The sequence below is a fragment of the Anaerovibrio slackiae genome, assembly GCF_009695585.1.
Lineage (GTDB): Bacteria > Bacillota > Negativicutes > Selenomonadales > Selenomonadaceae > Anaerovibrio > Anaerovibrio slackiae.
Map to the genome: position 1 here is coordinate 26,161 of NZ_VUNR01000004.1, position 16,448 is coordinate 42,608.

The 16,448-nt window shown below is 48.3% G+C and carries 28 protein-coding genes; all 28 read right to left on the bottom strand.

Annotated features, from left to right (window positions below; all coding sequences use genetic code 11):
* Positions 1 to 11: 11 nt before the first annotated feature.
* Positions 12 to 1,268 (bottom strand): preprotein translocase subunit SecY, encoded by a 1,257-nt coding sequence (gene secY / locus FYJ84_RS02820; RefSeq protein ID WP_154405963.1) that lies wholly within the window; start codon positions 1,266 to 1,268, stop codon positions 12 to 14.
* 1 nt (position 1,269) lies between these two features.
* A complete protein-coding gene (gene rplO, locus FYJ84_RS02825) occupies positions 1,270 to 1,710 on the bottom strand; it encodes a 50S ribosomal protein L15 (protein WP_154405965.1) in 441 nt (146 codons plus the stop codon).
* A gap of 23 nt (positions 1,711 to 1,733) precedes the next feature.
* Complete coding sequence (gene rpmD / locus FYJ84_RS02830) at positions 1,734 to 1,916, bottom strand: 50S ribosomal protein L30 (RefSeq protein WP_154405967.1); 183 nt, start codon at positions 1,914 to 1,916, stop codon at positions 1,734 to 1,736.
* 13 nt (positions 1,917 to 1,929) lie between these two features.
* Positions 1,930 to 2,430 carry a 30S ribosomal protein S5 gene (gene rpsE / locus FYJ84_RS02835; RefSeq protein WP_154405969.1) on the bottom strand — a complete coding sequence of 167 codons (501 nt, stop codon included), beginning with the start codon at positions 2,428 to 2,430 and terminating at the stop codon, positions 1,930 to 1,932.
* A gap of 22 nt (positions 2,431 to 2,452) precedes the next feature.
* The gene (gene rplR, locus FYJ84_RS02840) at positions 2,453 to 2,812 is read right to left on the bottom strand and encodes a 50S ribosomal protein L18 (RefSeq protein WP_277008581.1); all 360 of its coding nucleotides are present in this window, start codon (positions 2,810 to 2,812) and stop codon (positions 2,453 to 2,455) included.
* 23 nt (positions 2,813 to 2,835) lie between these two features.
* On the bottom strand, positions 2,836 to 3,387 hold the full coding sequence (gene rplF, locus FYJ84_RS02845; protein WP_154405971.1) for a 50S ribosomal protein L6: 552 nt from the start codon (positions 3,385 to 3,387) through the stop codon (positions 2,836 to 2,838).
* Positions 3,388 to 3,413: 26 nt separating this feature from the next.
* Positions 3,414 to 3,812, bottom strand: coding sequence for a 30S ribosomal protein S8 (rpsH, locus tag FYJ84_RS02850; protein ID WP_154405973.1), 399 nt, complete (start codon positions 3,810 to 3,812; stop codon positions 3,414 to 3,416).
* 345 nt (positions 3,813 to 4,157) lie between these two features.
* Positions 4,158 to 4,343 carry a type Z 30S ribosomal protein S14 gene (locus FYJ84_RS02855; RefSeq protein WP_027397562.1) on the bottom strand — a complete coding sequence of 62 codons (186 nt, stop codon included), beginning with the start codon at positions 4,341 to 4,343 and terminating at the stop codon, positions 4,158 to 4,160.
* An 18-nt stretch (positions 4,344 to 4,361) separates the two neighbouring features.
* Positions 4,362 to 4,901, bottom strand: coding sequence for a 50S ribosomal protein L5 (rplE, locus tag FYJ84_RS02860; RefSeq protein ID WP_154405975.1), 540 nt, complete (start codon positions 4,899 to 4,901; stop codon positions 4,362 to 4,364).
* Between the two features lie 22 nt (positions 4,902 to 4,923).
* The gene (gene rplX, locus FYJ84_RS02865; RefSeq protein WP_405722845.1) at positions 4,924 to 5,274 is read right to left on the bottom strand and encodes a 50S ribosomal protein L24; all 351 of its coding nucleotides are present in this window, start codon (positions 5,272 to 5,274) and stop codon (positions 4,924 to 4,926) included.
* Complete coding sequence (rplN, locus tag FYJ84_RS02870) at positions 5,274 to 5,642, bottom strand: 50S ribosomal protein L14 (protein WP_154405979.1); 369 nt, start codon at positions 5,640 to 5,642, stop codon at positions 5,274 to 5,276. The genes rplX and rplN overlap by 1 nt, the downstream gene beginning before the upstream one ends.
* A 39-nt stretch (positions 5,643 to 5,681) precedes the next feature.
* Positions 5,682 to 5,939, bottom strand: a complete 258-nt coding sequence (gene rpsQ, locus FYJ84_RS02875; protein WP_154405981.1) for a 30S ribosomal protein S17 — start codon at positions 5,937 to 5,939, stop codon at positions 5,682 to 5,684.
* Positions 5,940 to 5,985: 46 nt separating this feature from the next.
* Complete coding sequence (gene rpmC, locus FYJ84_RS02880; protein ID WP_154405983.1) at positions 5,986 to 6,177, bottom strand: 50S ribosomal protein L29; 192 nt, start codon at positions 6,175 to 6,177, stop codon at positions 5,986 to 5,988.
* Entirely contained in the window at positions 6,167 to 6,613 is a 447-nt protein-coding gene (rplP, locus tag FYJ84_RS02885; protein WP_154405985.1) for a 50S ribosomal protein L16, read from the bottom strand. Before rplP ends, rpmC begins: the two co-directional genes overlap by 11 nt.
* Positions 6,613 to 7,281, bottom strand: a complete 669-nt coding sequence (gene rpsC, locus FYJ84_RS02890; RefSeq protein WP_154405987.1) for a 30S ribosomal protein S3 — start codon at positions 7,279 to 7,281, stop codon at positions 6,613 to 6,615. Before rpsC ends, rplP begins: the two co-directional genes overlap by 1 nt.
* A gap of 18 nt (positions 7,282 to 7,299) precedes the next feature.
* The gene (rplV, locus tag FYJ84_RS02895) at positions 7,300 to 7,632 is read right to left on the bottom strand and encodes a 50S ribosomal protein L22 (RefSeq protein WP_328596310.1); all 333 of its coding nucleotides are present in this window, start codon (positions 7,630 to 7,632) and stop codon (positions 7,300 to 7,302) included.
* Between the two features lie 25 nt (positions 7,633 to 7,657).
* Positions 7,658 to 7,939 (bottom strand): 30S ribosomal protein S19, encoded by a 282-nt coding sequence (gene rpsS / locus FYJ84_RS02900; protein ID WP_154405989.1) that lies wholly within the window; start codon positions 7,937 to 7,939, stop codon positions 7,658 to 7,660.
* A gap of 28 nt (positions 7,940 to 7,967) precedes the next feature.
* Complete coding sequence (gene rplB, locus FYJ84_RS02905; protein WP_328596311.1) at positions 7,968 to 8,795, bottom strand: 50S ribosomal protein L2; 828 nt, start codon at positions 8,793 to 8,795, stop codon at positions 7,968 to 7,970.
* Positions 8,796 to 8,817: 22 nt separating this feature from the next.
* Positions 8,818 to 9,099, bottom strand: coding sequence for a 50S ribosomal protein L23 (rplW, locus tag FYJ84_RS02910; RefSeq protein WP_154405991.1), 282 nt, complete (start codon positions 9,097 to 9,099; stop codon positions 8,818 to 8,820).
* Complete coding sequence (gene rplD, locus FYJ84_RS02915) at positions 9,099 to 9,722, bottom strand: 50S ribosomal protein L4 (RefSeq protein WP_154405993.1); 624 nt, start codon at positions 9,720 to 9,722, stop codon at positions 9,099 to 9,101. Before rplD ends, rplW begins: the two co-directional genes overlap by 1 nt.
* A gap of 23 nt (positions 9,723 to 9,745) precedes the next feature.
* A complete protein-coding gene (rplC, locus tag FYJ84_RS02920) occupies positions 9,746 to 10,390 on the bottom strand; it encodes a 50S ribosomal protein L3 (protein WP_154405995.1) in 645 nt (214 codons plus the stop codon).
* Between the two features lie 14 nt (positions 10,391 to 10,404).
* The gene (gene rpsJ, locus FYJ84_RS02925) at positions 10,405 to 10,716 is read right to left on the bottom strand and encodes a 30S ribosomal protein S10 (RefSeq protein WP_154405997.1); all 312 of its coding nucleotides are present in this window, start codon (positions 10,714 to 10,716) and stop codon (positions 10,405 to 10,407) included.
* Positions 10,717 to 10,983: 267 nt separating this feature from the next.
* Positions 10,984 to 12,171 (bottom strand): elongation factor Tu, encoded by a 1,188-nt coding sequence (gene tuf / locus FYJ84_RS02930; protein ID WP_154405999.1) that lies wholly within the window; start codon positions 12,169 to 12,171, stop codon positions 10,984 to 10,986.
* Between the two features lie 15 nt (positions 12,172 to 12,186).
* On the bottom strand, positions 12,187 to 14,265 hold the full coding sequence (gene fusA / locus FYJ84_RS02935) for an elongation factor G (protein ID WP_328596312.1): 2,079 nt from the start codon (positions 14,263 to 14,265) through the stop codon (positions 12,187 to 12,189).
* A 31-nt stretch (positions 14,266 to 14,296) separates the two neighbouring features.
* Positions 14,297 to 14,767 carry a 30S ribosomal protein S7 gene (gene rpsG, locus FYJ84_RS02940; protein ID WP_154406001.1) on the bottom strand — a complete coding sequence of 157 codons (471 nt, stop codon included), beginning with the start codon at positions 14,765 to 14,767 and terminating at the stop codon, positions 14,297 to 14,299.
* 42 nt (positions 14,768 to 14,809) lie between these two features.
* Entirely contained in the window at positions 14,810 to 15,190 is a 381-nt protein-coding gene (rpsL, locus tag FYJ84_RS02945; RefSeq protein ID WP_154406003.1) for a 30S ribosomal protein S12, read from the bottom strand.
* Positions 15,191 to 15,318: 128 nt separating this feature from the next.
* Positions 15,319 to 15,564 (bottom strand): ribosomal L7Ae/L30e/S12e/Gadd45 family protein, encoded by a 246-nt coding sequence (locus tag FYJ84_RS02950; protein ID WP_154406005.1) that lies wholly within the window; start codon positions 15,562 to 15,564, stop codon positions 15,319 to 15,321.
* Between the two features lie 416 nt (positions 15,565 to 15,980).
* Positions 15,981 to 16,121, bottom strand: a complete 141-nt coding sequence (locus FYJ84_RS02955) for a hypothetical protein (RefSeq protein ID WP_154406007.1) — start codon at positions 16,119 to 16,121, stop codon at positions 15,981 to 15,983.
* Positions 16,122 to 16,448 lie beyond the last annotated feature (327 nt).

Consider the following 16,448-nt stretch of genomic DNA (forward strand, 5'->3'; position numbering starts at 1 on the left):
GTATTTCCTCCTTACTTCATGAATCCTTCGTAATGTCGCATCACTACCATGGATTCAATCTGCTTCATGGTGTCAAGGCCTACGCCCACAACAATCAGCAGTGCCGTGCCGCCGAAATTGATACCGTCCATGTGGGTTGCACTGGCGATAATCGTCGGCAATATAGCAATGAATGCAAGGAAGAATGCTCCTGCAAGGGTGATACGAGTCATGACATGATCTAAATATTCTGCAGTAGGCTCACCCGGACGGACGCCCGGGATAAACCCGCCGTATTTTTTCAGATTCTCTGCCATATCCGATATCTTTACAGTAACCGCGGTGTAAAAATACGTGAAGAAGATAATCAGCAGTGCGTACACTGTTGAATGTAGCGGTGTACCCCACGCAAAATACCCGGCAAAAGTCTTTACCCAGGGGATATCAATAAACTGGGCAATAGTTACTGGAAACATCAGCACGGATGACGCAAAGATTATTGGAATAACTCCCGCATGGTTTACCTTCAGCGGGATGAAGCTGGACTGCCCGCCAAACTGCTTCTGGCCGACAACCCTTTTCGCATAAGCGATTGGAACCCTGCGGAACGCCGTATGCACTGCTATAACCAGCACAATCATAGCTACCGCAATCGCTGCAAAGAAGAACACATTTATATATGAAATGGTTCCTGCCTGCAAATAATGATAAATCTTACCGATATTGGCTGGCAATGCAGCCACGATACCTGCAAAAATGATTAGTGAAATACCATTTCCCACACCGTTGGCGGTAATCTGCTCGCCAACCCACATGAGAAATACCGTGCCCGCTGTCAGCGTGATTGCTATAATCAGCGTGGACATAGGACCCGGATTCAGAACAGCTTCCTTCAAGCCTATGGACATGCCCATAGCCTGCAGGAACGCCAGCACTACCGTAAAGTAGCGAGTGACCTTGGTGGTTTTCTTGTGCCCCTCTTCGCCTTCCTTTGACCACTGTTCCAGTGTCGGTATAACTACATTCAACAGCTGAATGATGATGGACGCGTTAATATAAGGGGTAATACTCATAGCAAAAATGGAAAACTTGCTCAGAGCACCACCGGAGAACAAATCCAACAAACCGAAAAGAGTTCCGCTGTTAAAGAGCCGCTCGATAGCCGATGGGTCAACGCCAGGAACAGGAATATGGGTACCCATTCTGAATACGGCGAACATGACCAGAGTAAAGATGATCTTTGACCTCAGCTCCGGAATCTTAACGATGTTTGAGAGGGCTGAAACCAAATCAGATCACCTCAATTTTTCCGCCTGCTGCCTCAATCTTCTCCTGAGCAGATTTGGTAAAGCCGTTTGCAACAACGGTCAGCTTCTTGGTGAGCTCGCCATTGCCGAGGATACGAACGCCATCACGCACGTTCTTCAGTACGCCAGCCTCAATCAAAGCTACTGCATCAACAGTTGCGCCGTCCTCAAAACGGTTCAAAGTCTCAACGTTAACCTCTGCATATACATCAGCAAAGATATTCTTGAAGCCACGCTTTGGCAGTCTGCGATACAAAGGCATCTGACCACCCTCAAAGCCGGTGCGAACACCGCCGCCAGCACGGGACTTCTGGCCCTTCTGGCCCTTGCCGGAGGTCTTGCCGTTACCGGAACCCAGGCCACGGCCAACACGGAATGCTGCCTTGCGGGAACCAGGAGCTGGAGATAATTCATTCAATTTCATCTGTCTATTGCACCTCCCTGAACTCAAGCCTGCTCTTCAACAGTAATGAGATGCTCTACCTTGTGGAGCTGGCCGCGAACGGACTCATTATCTGGAAGCTCAACTGAGGAATTCAACTTCTTTAAACCCAATGCCTTAATGGTCTTGCGCTGGGTTTCAGGTCTGCCAATCAGGCTTCTGGTCAGAGTAATCTTCAACTTTGCCATTATCAAATCCTCCTTAACCCAAAAGTTCCTGTACAGTCTTGCCGCGGAGCTCAGCAACCTTCTCAGCCTGCTTCAGCTGCTCAAGACCCTTCAAAGTTGCGCGAACCATGTTGTTAGGATTGGAGGAACCCAGAGACTTGGTCAGGATATCCTTAATACCTGCAAGCTCAAGAACCGCACGGGCTGGGCCACCGGCGATAACACCGGTACCTTTTGCTGCCGGCTTCATGAGCACACGGCCTGCACCGAAGATACCAATCATCTCATGAGGAATAGTGGTATCCTTCAGGGAAACATCAATCAAATTCTTCTTGGCATCCTCGACGCCCTTGCGAATTGCCTCAGGTACCTCTGCTGCCTTGCCCAGGCCTGCACCAACCTGTCCCTTCTCGTTACCAACAACTACCAATGCGCTGAAGGAGAAGCGACGGCCGCCCTTAACAACCTTTGCAACTCGGTTAATATATACAACTTTTTCCTGGAACTCAGGAGTCTCGTTGTCAATTCTAGCCATTAATGTACCTCCTTTACAAATTTTAGAATTTCAGGCCTGCTTCACGAGCTGCCTCAGCAAGTGCTGCAACACGGCCATGATATACATAACCACCACGGTCGAATACTACCTCGGTAATGCCCTTTTCCTGAGCGCGCTTGGCAATAGCCTCGCCGATTGCCTTTGCAGCCTCTACATTGCCGCCGTAGTTCTGGAAATCCTTATCCTTTGTGCTGGCAGATACGAGAGTAACACCGTTAACATCATCAATAACCTGTGCGTAGATGTTGCTCAAGCTACGGAATACGTTAAGACGTGGTCTCTCAGCAGTGCCGGAAATGTGATTGCGTACACGCAGGTGACGCTTCTGACGAGCCTTATTCTTATCTTCCTTAACAAACACTGTCGGTTACTCCTTTCTGCTAATTATTTCTTGCCCTTGGCGCCGGCCTTACCAACCTTGCGACGAACAAACTCACCTTCATACTTAATACCCTTGCCCTTATATGGTTCAGGTCTTCTGTAATCACGGATTTTTGCGGAAATTGCACCAACAACCTCCTTGTCGATACCGCTTACTACAATCTTGGTAGCAGCCGGGCACTCAAACTTGATGCCCTCTGGCGGCTCAACAACTACAGGATGGGAGAAGCCCAAAGCCAGCTCAAGGTTCTTGCCCTTTACAGCAGCTCTGTAACCAACACCGTTAATCTCCAGAGTCTTTGCATAACCCTCGCTTACGCCAACAACCATGTTGTTGATGAGAGTACGGCTCAGGCCGTGCAAGGACCTGTGATCCTTATTATCAGAAGGACGCTCTACAGTGAGAGTATTCTCCTCAACGTTAATCTTCATGTCCGGATGAATGTTGCGTACCAATTCACCCTTAGGACCCTTTACAGTCACCTTGTTGCCATCCTCTACCTTAACGGTAACGCCGGCAGGGATAGTGATAGGTGCTCTACCAATTCTTGACATTAGTACACCTCCTAACTTCTAAATAATTACCAGATATAAGCTACAACCTCGCCGCCGAGACCGGCCTTGCGAGCATCCTTATCGCTCATAATTCCCTTGGAAGTGGAAATGATGGCGATACCCAAACCGCCGAGAACACGAGGGAGCTCAGCTGCCTTTGCGTACTGACGCAGGCCTGGCTTGGAAATACGCTTAATACCAGTAATTACCTTCTCACGATTAGGGCCATACTTCAGGGAAACAGTGATTACACCCTGCTTGCCATCCTCAGTGAAGGTGTAGTCCTTGATGAAACCCTCTTCCTTGAGTACCTCAGCAATAGCCTTCTTAATCTTGGAACCAGGGATTTCTACCTTCTCATGGAATACGGAATTTGCGTTGCGCAGACGAGTCAGCATGTCTGCAATAGGATCAGTCATTACCATGTAAATCGATATCCTCCTTTCAAAATTTCGTGAGAGCGCATAGGCTCACTTGATAGATTGTATCAAAATTTGTGGTGGGTTGTCAATATATTGCTGAGTAATTTATGGGTATTTTGAAAACTATTTTATTCGTAGTCATTGCAGTGTTTTTTGCAGGCAATTTCGTAGTTTTCCTTAGTTATTTATATTGTAGTTAATTCTATTTCGTGCACTCTGTTCAGACATAAAAAGGGGCTGCCTGCTAGTTATCTAACAGGACAGCCCCTTTTTTAGTTCTCATATAACCTTGCCCACGCCTGAACAAATGCTGTACGCAAATGCCACGCGCAAGCTGCAAGCGCATAATTACCAGCTAGCCTTAGTTACGCCAGGGATGGCACCCTTGTAGCTCTGCTCTCTGAAACAAATACGGCACATATCGAACTTTCTGATATAACCATGCGGACGGCCGCAAATCTTACATCTGTTATACTTGCGAACAGGGAACTTTGGCTCCTTGCTCCACTTTTCAATCATTGCCTTCTTGGCCACAGTCAGTACCTCCCTTTCTTATGCTTTGAAAGGCATGCCCATGAGCTTCAGCAGCTCGCGAGCTTCCTCGTCAGTCTTTGCAGTAGTAACAACAACAATGTTCATACCACGGAGCTTGTCAATCTTGTCATACTCAATTTCAGGGAAAATGAGCTGCTCCTTCAGGCCTACTGCATAGTTGCCGCGACCATCGAAAGAATTGGCACTGATACCACGGAAGTCACGAACACGAGGCAGAGCCACGTTCATGAACTTGTCCAGGAACTGATACATGCGCACGCCGCGCAGGGTAACCTTTGCGCCGATTGGCATGCCCTGACGAAGCTTCCAGGCAGCCAGGGACTTCTTTGCCCTGGTCAGGATTGGCTTCTGACCGGTGATGATAGTCAAATCGCTAACAGCAGCGTCGAGAGCCTTAGGGTTGCCTACAGCCTCACCAACACCCATGTTAATGATGATCTTCTCGATTTTAGGCAGTTCCATAACATTCTTGTAGCCGAACTTCTCAGTCAATGCTGGAACAACCTCGTTGATATACTTTTCCTGTAATCTATCCAACTAAGTATCCTCCTTTCCTTTCTTATTTAGTCTGGTCGATAACTTCGCCGCACTTCTTGCATGCGCGAACGTTTTTGCCGTTTACTTCCTTGTGTGCCACGCGGGTAGCCTTGCCGCAAGCCGGGCAAACCAGCATAACCTTTGCTGCAAACATAGGAGCTTCCTTTACCAGAATGCCACCCTGAGGAGCGCTCTGGTTAGGCTTAGTGTGACGCTTAACCTTGTTAACGCCCTCAACTACAACCTTACCCTTCTTTGGCAGAGCCTGAATAACCTTGCCCTGCTGGCCTTTATCCTTACCGGACAATACCAGGACGGTATCACCCTTTTTTACATGCAGTTTCGTAATTGCCAAAGTCGCACCTCCTAACATTAAAGAACTTCAGGAGCCAGGGAAACAATCTTCATGAAATCCTTCTCACGAAGCTCTCTTGCTACTGGTCCAAAAATACGGGTTCCCTTCGGAGTCTTATCCTCCTTGATGATAACGGCTGCATTCTCATCAAAGCGAATGTAGGAGCCATCACCACGACGCAGGCCCTTCTTGCTGCGAACTACAACGGCCTTAACAACGTCACCCTTCTTTACAACACCGCCAGGGGATGCGGATTTTACTGCTGCCACGATTATATCACCAATGTTGGCATACTTGCGATAGGAGCCGCCCAATACACGGATGCACATGATTTCCTTAGCACCGGTGTTGTCGCCAACATTGAGCAAAGTCTGCTGCTGAATCATCAGTTAACCTCCTCAACCAGAATTTCCACAAAGCGGAAATTATTTTGCTTTCTCAACGATCTCTACAACTCTCCAACGCTTGTCCTTGGACAGTGGGCGGGTTTCCATCAGGGAAACGATGTCGCCAACATGAGCCTCGTTATTCTCATCATGGGCCTTGAACTTTACAGTCTTCTTAACGGCCTTCTTGTAAAGTGCGTGCTGCTCGATATCCTCAACTGCTACAACAACAGTCTTATCCATCTTGTCGCTTACTACCTTACCAACTTTAGTCTTGCGTTCATTTCTCTCGCTCATTAAGGAGCCTCCTTCCTAATACGTATCTTGCAAATGCCGAATCAAATCAAGCCTTAGCCTGCTCAGTCTGTACAGTCTTAATGCGGGCAATAGTCTTCTTTACTTCTTTGATACGCATTGGGTTGTCCAACTGGCCGGTAGCCAGCTGGAAACGGAGATTGAACAACTCCTCCTTGAGAGAAGCAAGTTTCTGGTTAAGTTCCTCAGCGCTCAAATCTCTAATCTCATTAACCTTCATTTACTTCACCGCCCTCTGCCTTTTCAGTCTCTTCGCGAGTTACAAACTTGCACTTGATTGGAAGCTTGTGAGCTGCCAGACGCATTGCCTCAGCAGCAACTTCCTTGGAAACGCCGTCCATCTCGAAGAGAACACGGCCCGGCTTTACTACTGCTACCCAGTACTCAGGTGAACCCTTACCGGAACCCATGCGGGTCTCAGCAGGCTTTGCAGTTACAGGCTTGTCAGGGAAAATCTTGATCCAAACCTGACCGCCACGCTTGATGTAACGGGTCATTGCAATACGGGCTGCCTCAATCTGGCGGTTGGTAATCCAAGCCGGCTCAAGAGCTACCAGGCCAAAATCGCCGTGGGAAACCTTGTTGCCGCGCTGTGCCTTACCCTTCATACGGCCACGGAACTGCTTGCGATATTTAACTCTCTTTGGTAATAACATTAAGCTTCGCTCCCTTCAACAGCAGCAGCAGGCTGCTTCTTCTCAGGAAGGACCTCACCCTTGAAGATCCAAACTTTAACGCCGATACGACCATAGGTAGTAGCTGCCTCGTAAGTACCATAGTCAATGTCTGCTCTCAGGGTGTGCAGAGGAATGGAACCCTCACGGTAGGACTCGCTGCGGGCGATTTCTGCACCGCCGAGACGGCCGCTAACCATAACCTTGATACCCTTGGCACCCAGACGCATAGTACGGCCAACAGCCTGCTTCATAGCACGACGGAAGGCAATACGGCGCTCCAGGGACTCAGCAATGTTCTTTGCCACCAGGGTAGCATCCATATCCGGCTGCTTAATCTCTTCAATGTTAATATCGATGTTGCAGCTGGTGAACTTCTTCAGACCAGCCTTTACCTGCTCGATGCCGGAACCGCCACGGCCGATTACCATGCCTGGCTTTGCAGTATGGATAGTCAGCTTCAGACGGTTCTTGGAACGCTCAGTTTCAACCTTAGAAACACCGGCACTCTGCAAAGTGTTCTGCAGGTGCTCACGGATTTTAATATCTTCATGCAGATTAGCTGCATAATCTTTGCCAGCATACCACTTAGCATCCCAAGTCTTTACGATGCCAAGTCTTATACCATGCGGATTTACTTTCTGACCCAAAGTTAATACCCTCCTTTATTAGTTTTCTTCTACTGCTACAGTGATGTGGGAAGTGCGCTTCAAAATCTTGAACGCCTGACCACGGGAACGCGGATGAATGCGCTTCATGGTTGGTCCCTCATCTACAAAACAAGAAGATACATAGAGGTTATCAACATTCATGTCGAAATTGTTCTCAGCGTTTGCTACTGCAGACTTGAGAACCTTATATATAGCTTCACTGCCAACTTTTGGAGTGAACTTCAAAATCGCGATTGCATCTGCAACCTTCTTGCCGCGAATGAGATTCATGACAACGCGAACCTTGCGAGGTGCAATGCGAACATTTTTAGCAACTGCTTTTGCTTCCACAGAGGAATCCTCCTTTCAATCTGACTTATCTAAGACCGGTCTTTCTCTCTTCACCGGCATGGCCCTTAAAAGTACGGGTTGGTGCGAACTCACCAAGCTTGTGGCCAACCATGTCCTCGGTTACATAAACCGGCACATGCTTGCGGCCATCATGTACTGCGATAGTGTGACCAACAAAAGTTGGCAGAATAGTGGAGCTTCTGGACCAGGTCTTTACAACCTTCTTGTCGTTAGCTTCATTCAGGGCATCAATCTTCTTAGTTAAGCTTTCATGAACATAAGGTCCCTTTTTAACAGATCTTGACAATTTATTTCCTCCTTCCGGTGTTTATCACTTATTTGGTACGGCCTTTGATGATCAACTTATCAGAAGCCTTCTTACGACGGGTCTTGGCACCCATAGCGCACTTACCCCATTTAGTAACAGGATGCTTGCGGCCAACTGGGGAACGACCCTCACCACCACCATGTGGATGGTCATTAGGGTTCATAGCAACGCCGCGGTTCTCTGGACGCTTGCCCATCCAGCGGGCACGTCCTGCTTTACCAATAGTGATGTTCATGTGCTCGGCATTGCCAACTACACCGATAGTTGCACGGCAGTTAACATGTACCTTGCGCATTTCACCGGATGGCATACGGAGAGTAGCATAGTCACCCTCGATAGCCATGAGCTGTGCATAAGCACCAGCGGAGCGAACCAGCTGTGCACCGGCACCGATCTTCAACTCAACGTTGTGGATCAGGGTACCAACTGGAATGTTCTTCAGTGGAAGGGCATTACCTGGCTTAATGTCAGCCTCAGGGCCGGACATAACCTGGTCGCCAACCTTCAGACCGTTAGGAGCGATGATGTAACGCTTCTCACCGTCTGCATAGTTCAAAAGTGCAATACGTGCGCTGCGGTTTGGATCGTACTCGATGGTAGCAACCTTGGCTGGAATGCCATCCTTGTTGCGCTTAAAGTCGATGATACGATACAGACGCTTGTGGCCGCCGCCCTGATGGCGGACGGTCAACCTGCCCTGCTGATTGCGGCCACCGTTCTTCTTGAGGCGCTCAACGAGGGATTTTTCAGGCTTGTCAGTAGTAATCTCATCAAAGGACGCTACGGTCATGAAACGTCTACCTGCGGAATATGGTTTAAAACTCTTTATTGCCACTTAATTAACCTCCTTTTCCCTATTAAGCTTCAAAGAACTCGATAGTCTCGCCAGCAGCGAGCTTTACGATTGCTTTCTTATAGTCAGAGCGCTTGCCGACGGAACGGCCCATGCGCTTTACCTTGCCTTCAACGTTAATGGTGTTTACACTTGCCACCTTAACCTTGAAAATCTGGGAGATTGCCTTGGCAATCTCAATCTTGTTGGCAGACTTTGCTACCTCAAATACATATTTGCCCTCAGCCATGAGAGTAGTGCTCTTTTCAGTAATCAGAGGACGGATAATGATGTCGCGTGCTTCCATTATGCATATACCTCCTCAATACGAGCAATAGCATCCTTAGTGATGAACAGCTTGTTAGCGTTCAGGATGTCAAATACATTCAGGCCGATGGTGCTAATGGTCTTAACACCAGGGATATTGCGGGAAGACTTGTCAACATTCTCTGCATAATCAGCAGTAATGATAAGAGCCTTCTTATCTACATCAAACTTGTTCAGCATCTCTACAACTGCCTTGGTCTTAGGAGCTGCGAAATCAATGCTGTCCAATACTACCAACTCACCGTTGGCTACCTTGTCAGACAGGGCGCACTTGAGTGCAAGGCGACGCTGCTTGCGAGGCATGCTGAAGGAGTAGGAGCGTGGAGATGGACCGAATACGGTACCGCCACCTACCCAGATTGGGGAACGGGTGGAACCACTGCGTGCACGGCCGGTACCCTTCTGCTTCCAAGGCTTGCGGCCACCGCCTCTTACCATGCCACGGGTCTTGGTTGCATGATTGCCAAGACGCTGGGATGCCAGCTGCATAACAACAGCCTGATGCAAGAGACCTGCATTCACTTCTACGCCAAAAATATTCTCATTCAACTCGATATCGCCAACCTGCTGGTTTGCGATGTCATAAACTGCTACTGTAGGCATTATTGCTTAATCCTCCTTCCGAATTAGTTTTTGCCCGGCTTAACGGTGCTCTTGACAATTACGAGGCCCTTCTTAGGTCCAGGAATTGCACCCTTGATGAGGAGCAGGTTGCGGTCAGCATCAACACGAACAACGGTCAGACGCTGTACAGTAACCCTCTCGCTGCCCATGTGACCTGGCAGCTTCTTGCCCTTCAATACACGACCACCGTGACCACTGATCATCGCACCTGTAGAACCAGGCTCACGATGAGACTTGGAACCATGTCCCATTGGTCCACGAGCAAAATTATGACGCTTGATACCGCCGGCAAAACCCTTGCCCTTGGAAGTACCGGTTACGTCAACTAATTCTCCGGCGGAAAATATGTCAACGTTGATAGTGTCACCAACGTTATATTCAGAAGCATTTTCCAGACGCATCTCGCGAACATACTTTACTGGAGCAACGCCAGCCTTCGCGAAATGACCCTTCATAGGACTGTTTACCTTGTGTTCCTTGATTGCGCCGAAGCCAATCTGAACTGCATTATAACCATCATTTTCAACAGTCTTGTTCTGGATAACTACGTTATTGCCAGACTCAACAACTGTTACTGGAACGACCTGACCTTCTTCAGTAAAGATCTGAGTCATGCCCAGCTTTCTACCTAAAATTGCTTTAGCCATCATTCCACCTCCTATTACAGCTTAAGTTCAATATCCACACCTGCTGGCAACTCAAGACGGGTGAGTGCATCTACAGTCTTGGAAGTTGGATCCAGCACGTCAATAAGGCGCTTGTGGGTTCTCATCTCGAACTGCTCACGGGAATCCTTATTTACATGTGGGGAACGCAGAATGGTATAAATCTGCTTCTCTGTAGGGAGTGGAATCGGGCCGGATACGCTGGCGCCGGTCCTCTTGGCAGTCTCGACAATCTTAACTGCGCTCTGGTCCAGTGCCTTGTGATCATAAGCCTTTAAACGGATTCTGATTTTCTGCTGCTTAGACAATTTATTTTCCTCCTTCTCGTCCGGGCTCCAGGCCCAAACATTTCTCCGTAGTAGTTCCCTTGATCACGCCTTATATCGTGTCAAGCCATCTACCACGTCATCGCATCAGGGGTACTTATACTTAGAAGCACACCGCTTCTCATTATAACATTACTATATTGTTTTAGTCAATATAGAGAGTACCTAAACCTTAATTATAAGGGCGACTAAATTAGCCGCCCTTATATTAAGGAAAGAATTTTTACTTAGCTGTACTAAGACCGAGGATTACTCGTCAATCTCAGTTACACGGCCTGCACCAACGGTATGGCCGCCCTCGCGGATAGCGAAGCGGAGACCAGCCTCGATAGCGATTGGAGTGATCAGCTCAACGCTCATCTCTACGTTATCGCCAGGCATTACCATCTCAGTGCCCTCTGGCAGGTTAACAACACCGGTAACGTCAGTAGTACGGAAGTAGAACTGAGGACGATAGTTGTTGAAGAATGGGGTATGACGGCCGCCCTCTTCCTTGGTCAGTACATAAACCTGGCCCTTGAACTTGGTGTGAGGGTTGATGGAACCCGGCTTAGCCAGAACCTGGCCGCGCTGAATGTTCTTGCGGTCAATACCACGGAGCAGAGCACCGATGTTGTCGCCAGCCTGTGCGCTAGGCAGCAGCTTGCGGAACATCTCGATACCGGTTACAACAGTGCTGGTAGTCTCCTCAGCGATACCTACGATCTCAACAGTATCGTTCAGGTTCAGCTGACCACGCTCTACACGGCCGGTAGCAACGGTACCACGACCGGTAATGGTGAATACGTCCTCTACTGGCATCAGGAATGGGAGGTCAGTATCACGGGTAGGGGTTGGAATGTAAGCATCAACCTCAGCCATCAGCTTCAGGATGTTCTCCTTCTGCTCAGGATCGTCGTTCAGGGCACCCAGAGCGGAACCAGCAACTACTGGAATCTCATCGCCAGGGAACTCGTAGGAGCTGAGGAGCTCACGAACTTCCATCTCTACCAGCTCAAGAAGCTCAGGATCGTCTACCTGGTCAACCTTGTTCAGGAATACAACCATAGCAGGAACGCCTACCTGACGAGCCAGCAGGATGTGCTCACGGGTCTGAGGCATAGGGCCATCAGCAGCGGAAACTACCAGGATAGCGCCATCCATCTGAGCAGCACCAGTGATCATGTTCTTTACATAGTCAGCATGACCCGGGCAGTCAACGTGAGCATAGTGACGGTTGTCAGTCTCATACTCTACGTGAGCGGTGTTGATGGTAATACCACGCTCTCTCTCCTCTGGAGCCTTATCGATATCAGCATAGTCCTCAAACTGAGCCATGCCCTTCTCTGCCAGAACCTTGGTGATTGCTGCAGTCAGGGTGGTCTTGCCGTGGTCAACGTGACCGATAGTACCAATGTTTACATGTGGTTTAGTTCTTTCGAATGTAGCCTTTGCCATTTAGAAATTTCCTCCTTATTCACCTTTGTTTTTAGCAATGATGCCATCTGCAATATTCTTTGGAACTTCCTCATAGTGGGAAACTTCCATGGAGTAGTTACCGCGGCCCTGAGTCTTGGAACGCAGGTCAGTGGAATAGCCGAACATGCCGGACAGCGGAACGAAAGCGTTGATTACCTGGGCACCGTTGCGGGCTTCCATACCATCGATACGGCCGCGACGGGAGTTCAGGTCACCAATTACATCGCCCATGTACTCCTCTGGAACGATAACTTCTACCTTTACGATTGGCTCCAGGATAACAGGGTTAGCCTTGAGGGCACCGTTCTTGAATGCCATGGAACCGGCAACCTTGAACGCAGCCTCGGAGGAGTCAACCTCATGATAAGAACCATCAAATACGATAGCCTTAACATCAACAACAGGATAGCCGGCGAGAATACCGCCTTCCATAGCCTGCTTAATACCTGCTTCGATAGGGTTGATGAATTCCTTAGGAATTGCACCACCAACAACCTGATTCTCAAAGCTGAAGCCCTCGCCAGGCTCCTGCGGAATGAGACGCAGCTTACAATGACCATACTGGCCATGACCACCGGACTGACGTACAAACTTGCCTTCGCACTCAACCTCGGAGCGGATGGTCTCACGGTAAGCAACCTGAGGGTTACCTACAGCGCAGTCAACCTTGAACTCACGGAGCATACGGTCAACGATTATCTCCAAATGGAGCTCGCCCATACCGGAGATAATGGTCTGACCGGTTTCCTCATCAGTGCGGACACGGAAGGTAGGATCCTCCTCAGCCAGCTTCTGCAGAGCAACGCCCATCTTCTCCTGGTCGTTCTTGGTCTTTGGCTCTACAGCTACGGAAATAACCGGATCAGGGAACTCCATAGACTCCAGAATAATCGGATGGTTCTCATCGCACAGGGTATCACCGGTGGTGGTATCCTTCAGGCCAACAGCAGCAGCAATGTCACCGCTATATACGATGTCCAGCTCCTTACGGTTGTTGGCGTGCATCTGGAGAATACGGCCGATACGCTCCTTCTTGCCCTTAGTGGAGTTAAACACATAAGAGCCGGAGGAAAGGGTACCGGAATATACGCGGAAGAATGCCAGCTTACCAACAAATGGATCAGCCATGATCTTGAATGCCAGGGCAGCAAATGGCTCGCTGTCGCTGGAAGGACGGTGATCCTCCTCACCGGTATCAGGATTTACACCCTTGATTGGCGGAATGTCGGTAGGTGCAGGCATGAAGTCTACAATAGCGTCCAGCATAGGCTGTACACCCTTGTTTCTGTAGGAAGTACCGCAGGTAACAGGAGTCATGGTGCAGGCGATAGTAGCCTTGCGGATGGCAGTCTTGATCTCTGCCTCGGTGATCTCCTCACCGCCCAGATACTTCTCCATGAGGCTGTCGTCAACTTCTGCAACTGCTTCCAACAGCTTCTCACGATACTCCTCGGCAAGCTCCTGCATATCCTCAGGAATAGCAACCTCATCGGCTACCTTGCCCAGGTCATCCTCATACACGATGGCTTCCATCTTGATGAGGTCAATGATGCCCTGGAAATCATCCTCTGCGCCGATTGGCAGCTGGATAGCAACTGCATTGGCGTTGAGGCGCTCCTTCATCATCTTGATTACATTATAGAAATCTGCACCGGTAATATCCATCTTATTTACATAAGCCATACGCGGTACATTATATTTCTCAGCCTGACGCCATACGGTCTCAGTCTGAGGCTCAACGCCGCCGCGGGCAGTGAGAACTGCTACGGCACCGTCCAATACTCGCAGGGAACGCTCAACCTCTACAGTAAAGTCAACGTGACCCGGGGTATCAATGATGTTGATGCGGTGGTTCTTCCAATGGCAGGTAGTAGCAGCGGAGGTAATAGTAATACCACGCTCCTGCTCCTGAGCCATCCAGTCCATGGTAGCTGCGCCTTCATGAACCTCACCGATCTTGTGATTGATACCAGTGTAGAAGAGGATACGTTCTGTAGTAGTAGTCTTACCGGCATCGATGTGAGCCATGATACCGATGTTACGAGTCTTTTCAAGTGAAAACTCTCTAGCCACTATTTATCGCTCCTTAATTACACAAACAATATTACCAACGATAATGAGCGAAAGCCTTGTTGGCCTCAGCCATCTTGTGAGTATCTTCCTTCTTCTTGATAGCTGCGCCGGTATTGTTAGCGGCATCCATCAGCTCGCCGGACAGTCTCTCATCCATGGTCTTCTCGCCACGCAGCCTTGCGTAGTTCACGATCCAGCGGATACCCAGAGTCATGCGGCGGTCAGGACGAACCTCAACAGGTACCTGATAGTTGGCACCACCTACGCGGCGGGCACGAACCTCCAGTACAGGCATAACATTCTTCAATGCAGTCTCAAAAACCTCAAGAGGATCCTTGCCAGTCTTTGCACGGATAATATCGAATGCATCATATACAACTCGCTCAGCAACGCCCTTCTTACCAGAAAGCATTACCTTGTTGATGAACTTGGTGACGATCTTGGAGTGATAAACCGGATCCGGTAAAACGTCACGCTTAGGTACAGAACCTTTTCTTGGCATCTATTTTGCCTCCTTCCATAATCTTTCAGTCTTTAGGCAGAATTATTTCTTCTGCTTAGCGCGCTTAGCACCGTACTTGGACCTACCCTGCTTGCGGTCCTGAACACCTGCAGTATCCAAGGAACCACGGATGATGTGATAACGCACACCTGGTAAATCCTTTACACGTCCGCCTCTGATGAGAACTACGCTATGTTCCTGAAGATTATGGCCAATGCCAGGGATATATGCGGTTACTTCAATGCTATTAGTCAAACGAACACGGGCAACCTTACGGAGTGCGGAGTTTGGCTTCTTAGGAGTTGTGGTATAAACTCTTGTGCAAACGCCACGTTTCTGTGGGCAATTCTTTAATGCCGGTGCTGTGGATTTCTCCTGCATGCTCTCTCTGCTCTTGCGAACCAACTGGTTAATTGTAGGCATACATGCACCTCCTTCCTTCAAAATGAGTATTTAGTATTTATTAAAACCCGCGGCAGTGCCGCCAGGTTTTTAACTATATAATGCTCTAATAGTGCGTTACACTGATACGCTGATGGAAAATCCCCGGCCTATCTGAGGATTGCCACCGCAGCAGCCCCCACTTCGATGGAGCAGGCCCTGCCCAGCTCCCCCATGGTATATGCTGCTTCTACCGGTATGGTCTTCTCATTGCAGAGGCTCCTGATAGGATCTATCACCCTGCCGTCTGCATCAGTACCAATGAACACACACAACGCCTGGTTCTTGTTGATGGCTTTGGTTACCTGCTTGATACCGATAACCCGCTCCGCCTTCTTTAACCTTTCCAGTGTCATGCCCTTCACTCCTTCGCCTGAAATTACCCATACCTTAGGCGCACTAGTATAATAACACCCCTAAAAACCTTTGTCAACCCCTGTTAAATAAGGTTTTTACTTGCACACGCTACCTCGTGTATCATTTTGTTGATGTTGTGCATATTTATTATACTTTTTTCCATTCATAGAGGATATAATGTTACAAATTTACAATTTTCCCCGAAAAAGCCAAAATATGAAAAAAACTGTAAACCTGATGCAAAGAAATTTTTTTGCTGAATTTCTCAAAAAAAATTCCTAACCTGACATAATTTTACCCAAATAAAATATACAATTGCCAAAAACGCACCCAAATCTGACCAGTATCTGCTCAATTTTAAGCTCTAGAAAAAATAAGGGACACACCGTACCTCCAGTGCATCCCTTATACTTACCTACAAAACACTGCTTCCCACAATACCTATATGCCAGCTGACAATTCCTGGCACATAACGCTTCATCTTCCTGAGAAATGAATCAATATCCTTGCACTCAGGCAATTCCATCTCCAGGCTGTAGCTGCAACGGGAATGCATACGGTTGCACTGCAATATATTTTCCCTTTTACGAAGATATCGCTGCATACGGTCTTCCGAAAAAAGTATGCTATCCGTGAAAATATCCACACTCGCACGAATCAACTGACTTTCTTCGTCATTTTTTTTACGCTTTGCTTTCAAACCATTTCCCCCAGTTCTTTTTGTACATTCTCCTCACCTTTTTAACCTTATTGAAATCAATATAAAATACGCAAAAACTCCTTTCTAATATATTCAACTTTTGATTTCTTCCACATTATACAGCATTTCTTATGGTATTGCAATAAATTTTGTGACTATTTTGTTATTTGAGATTTATTCTGT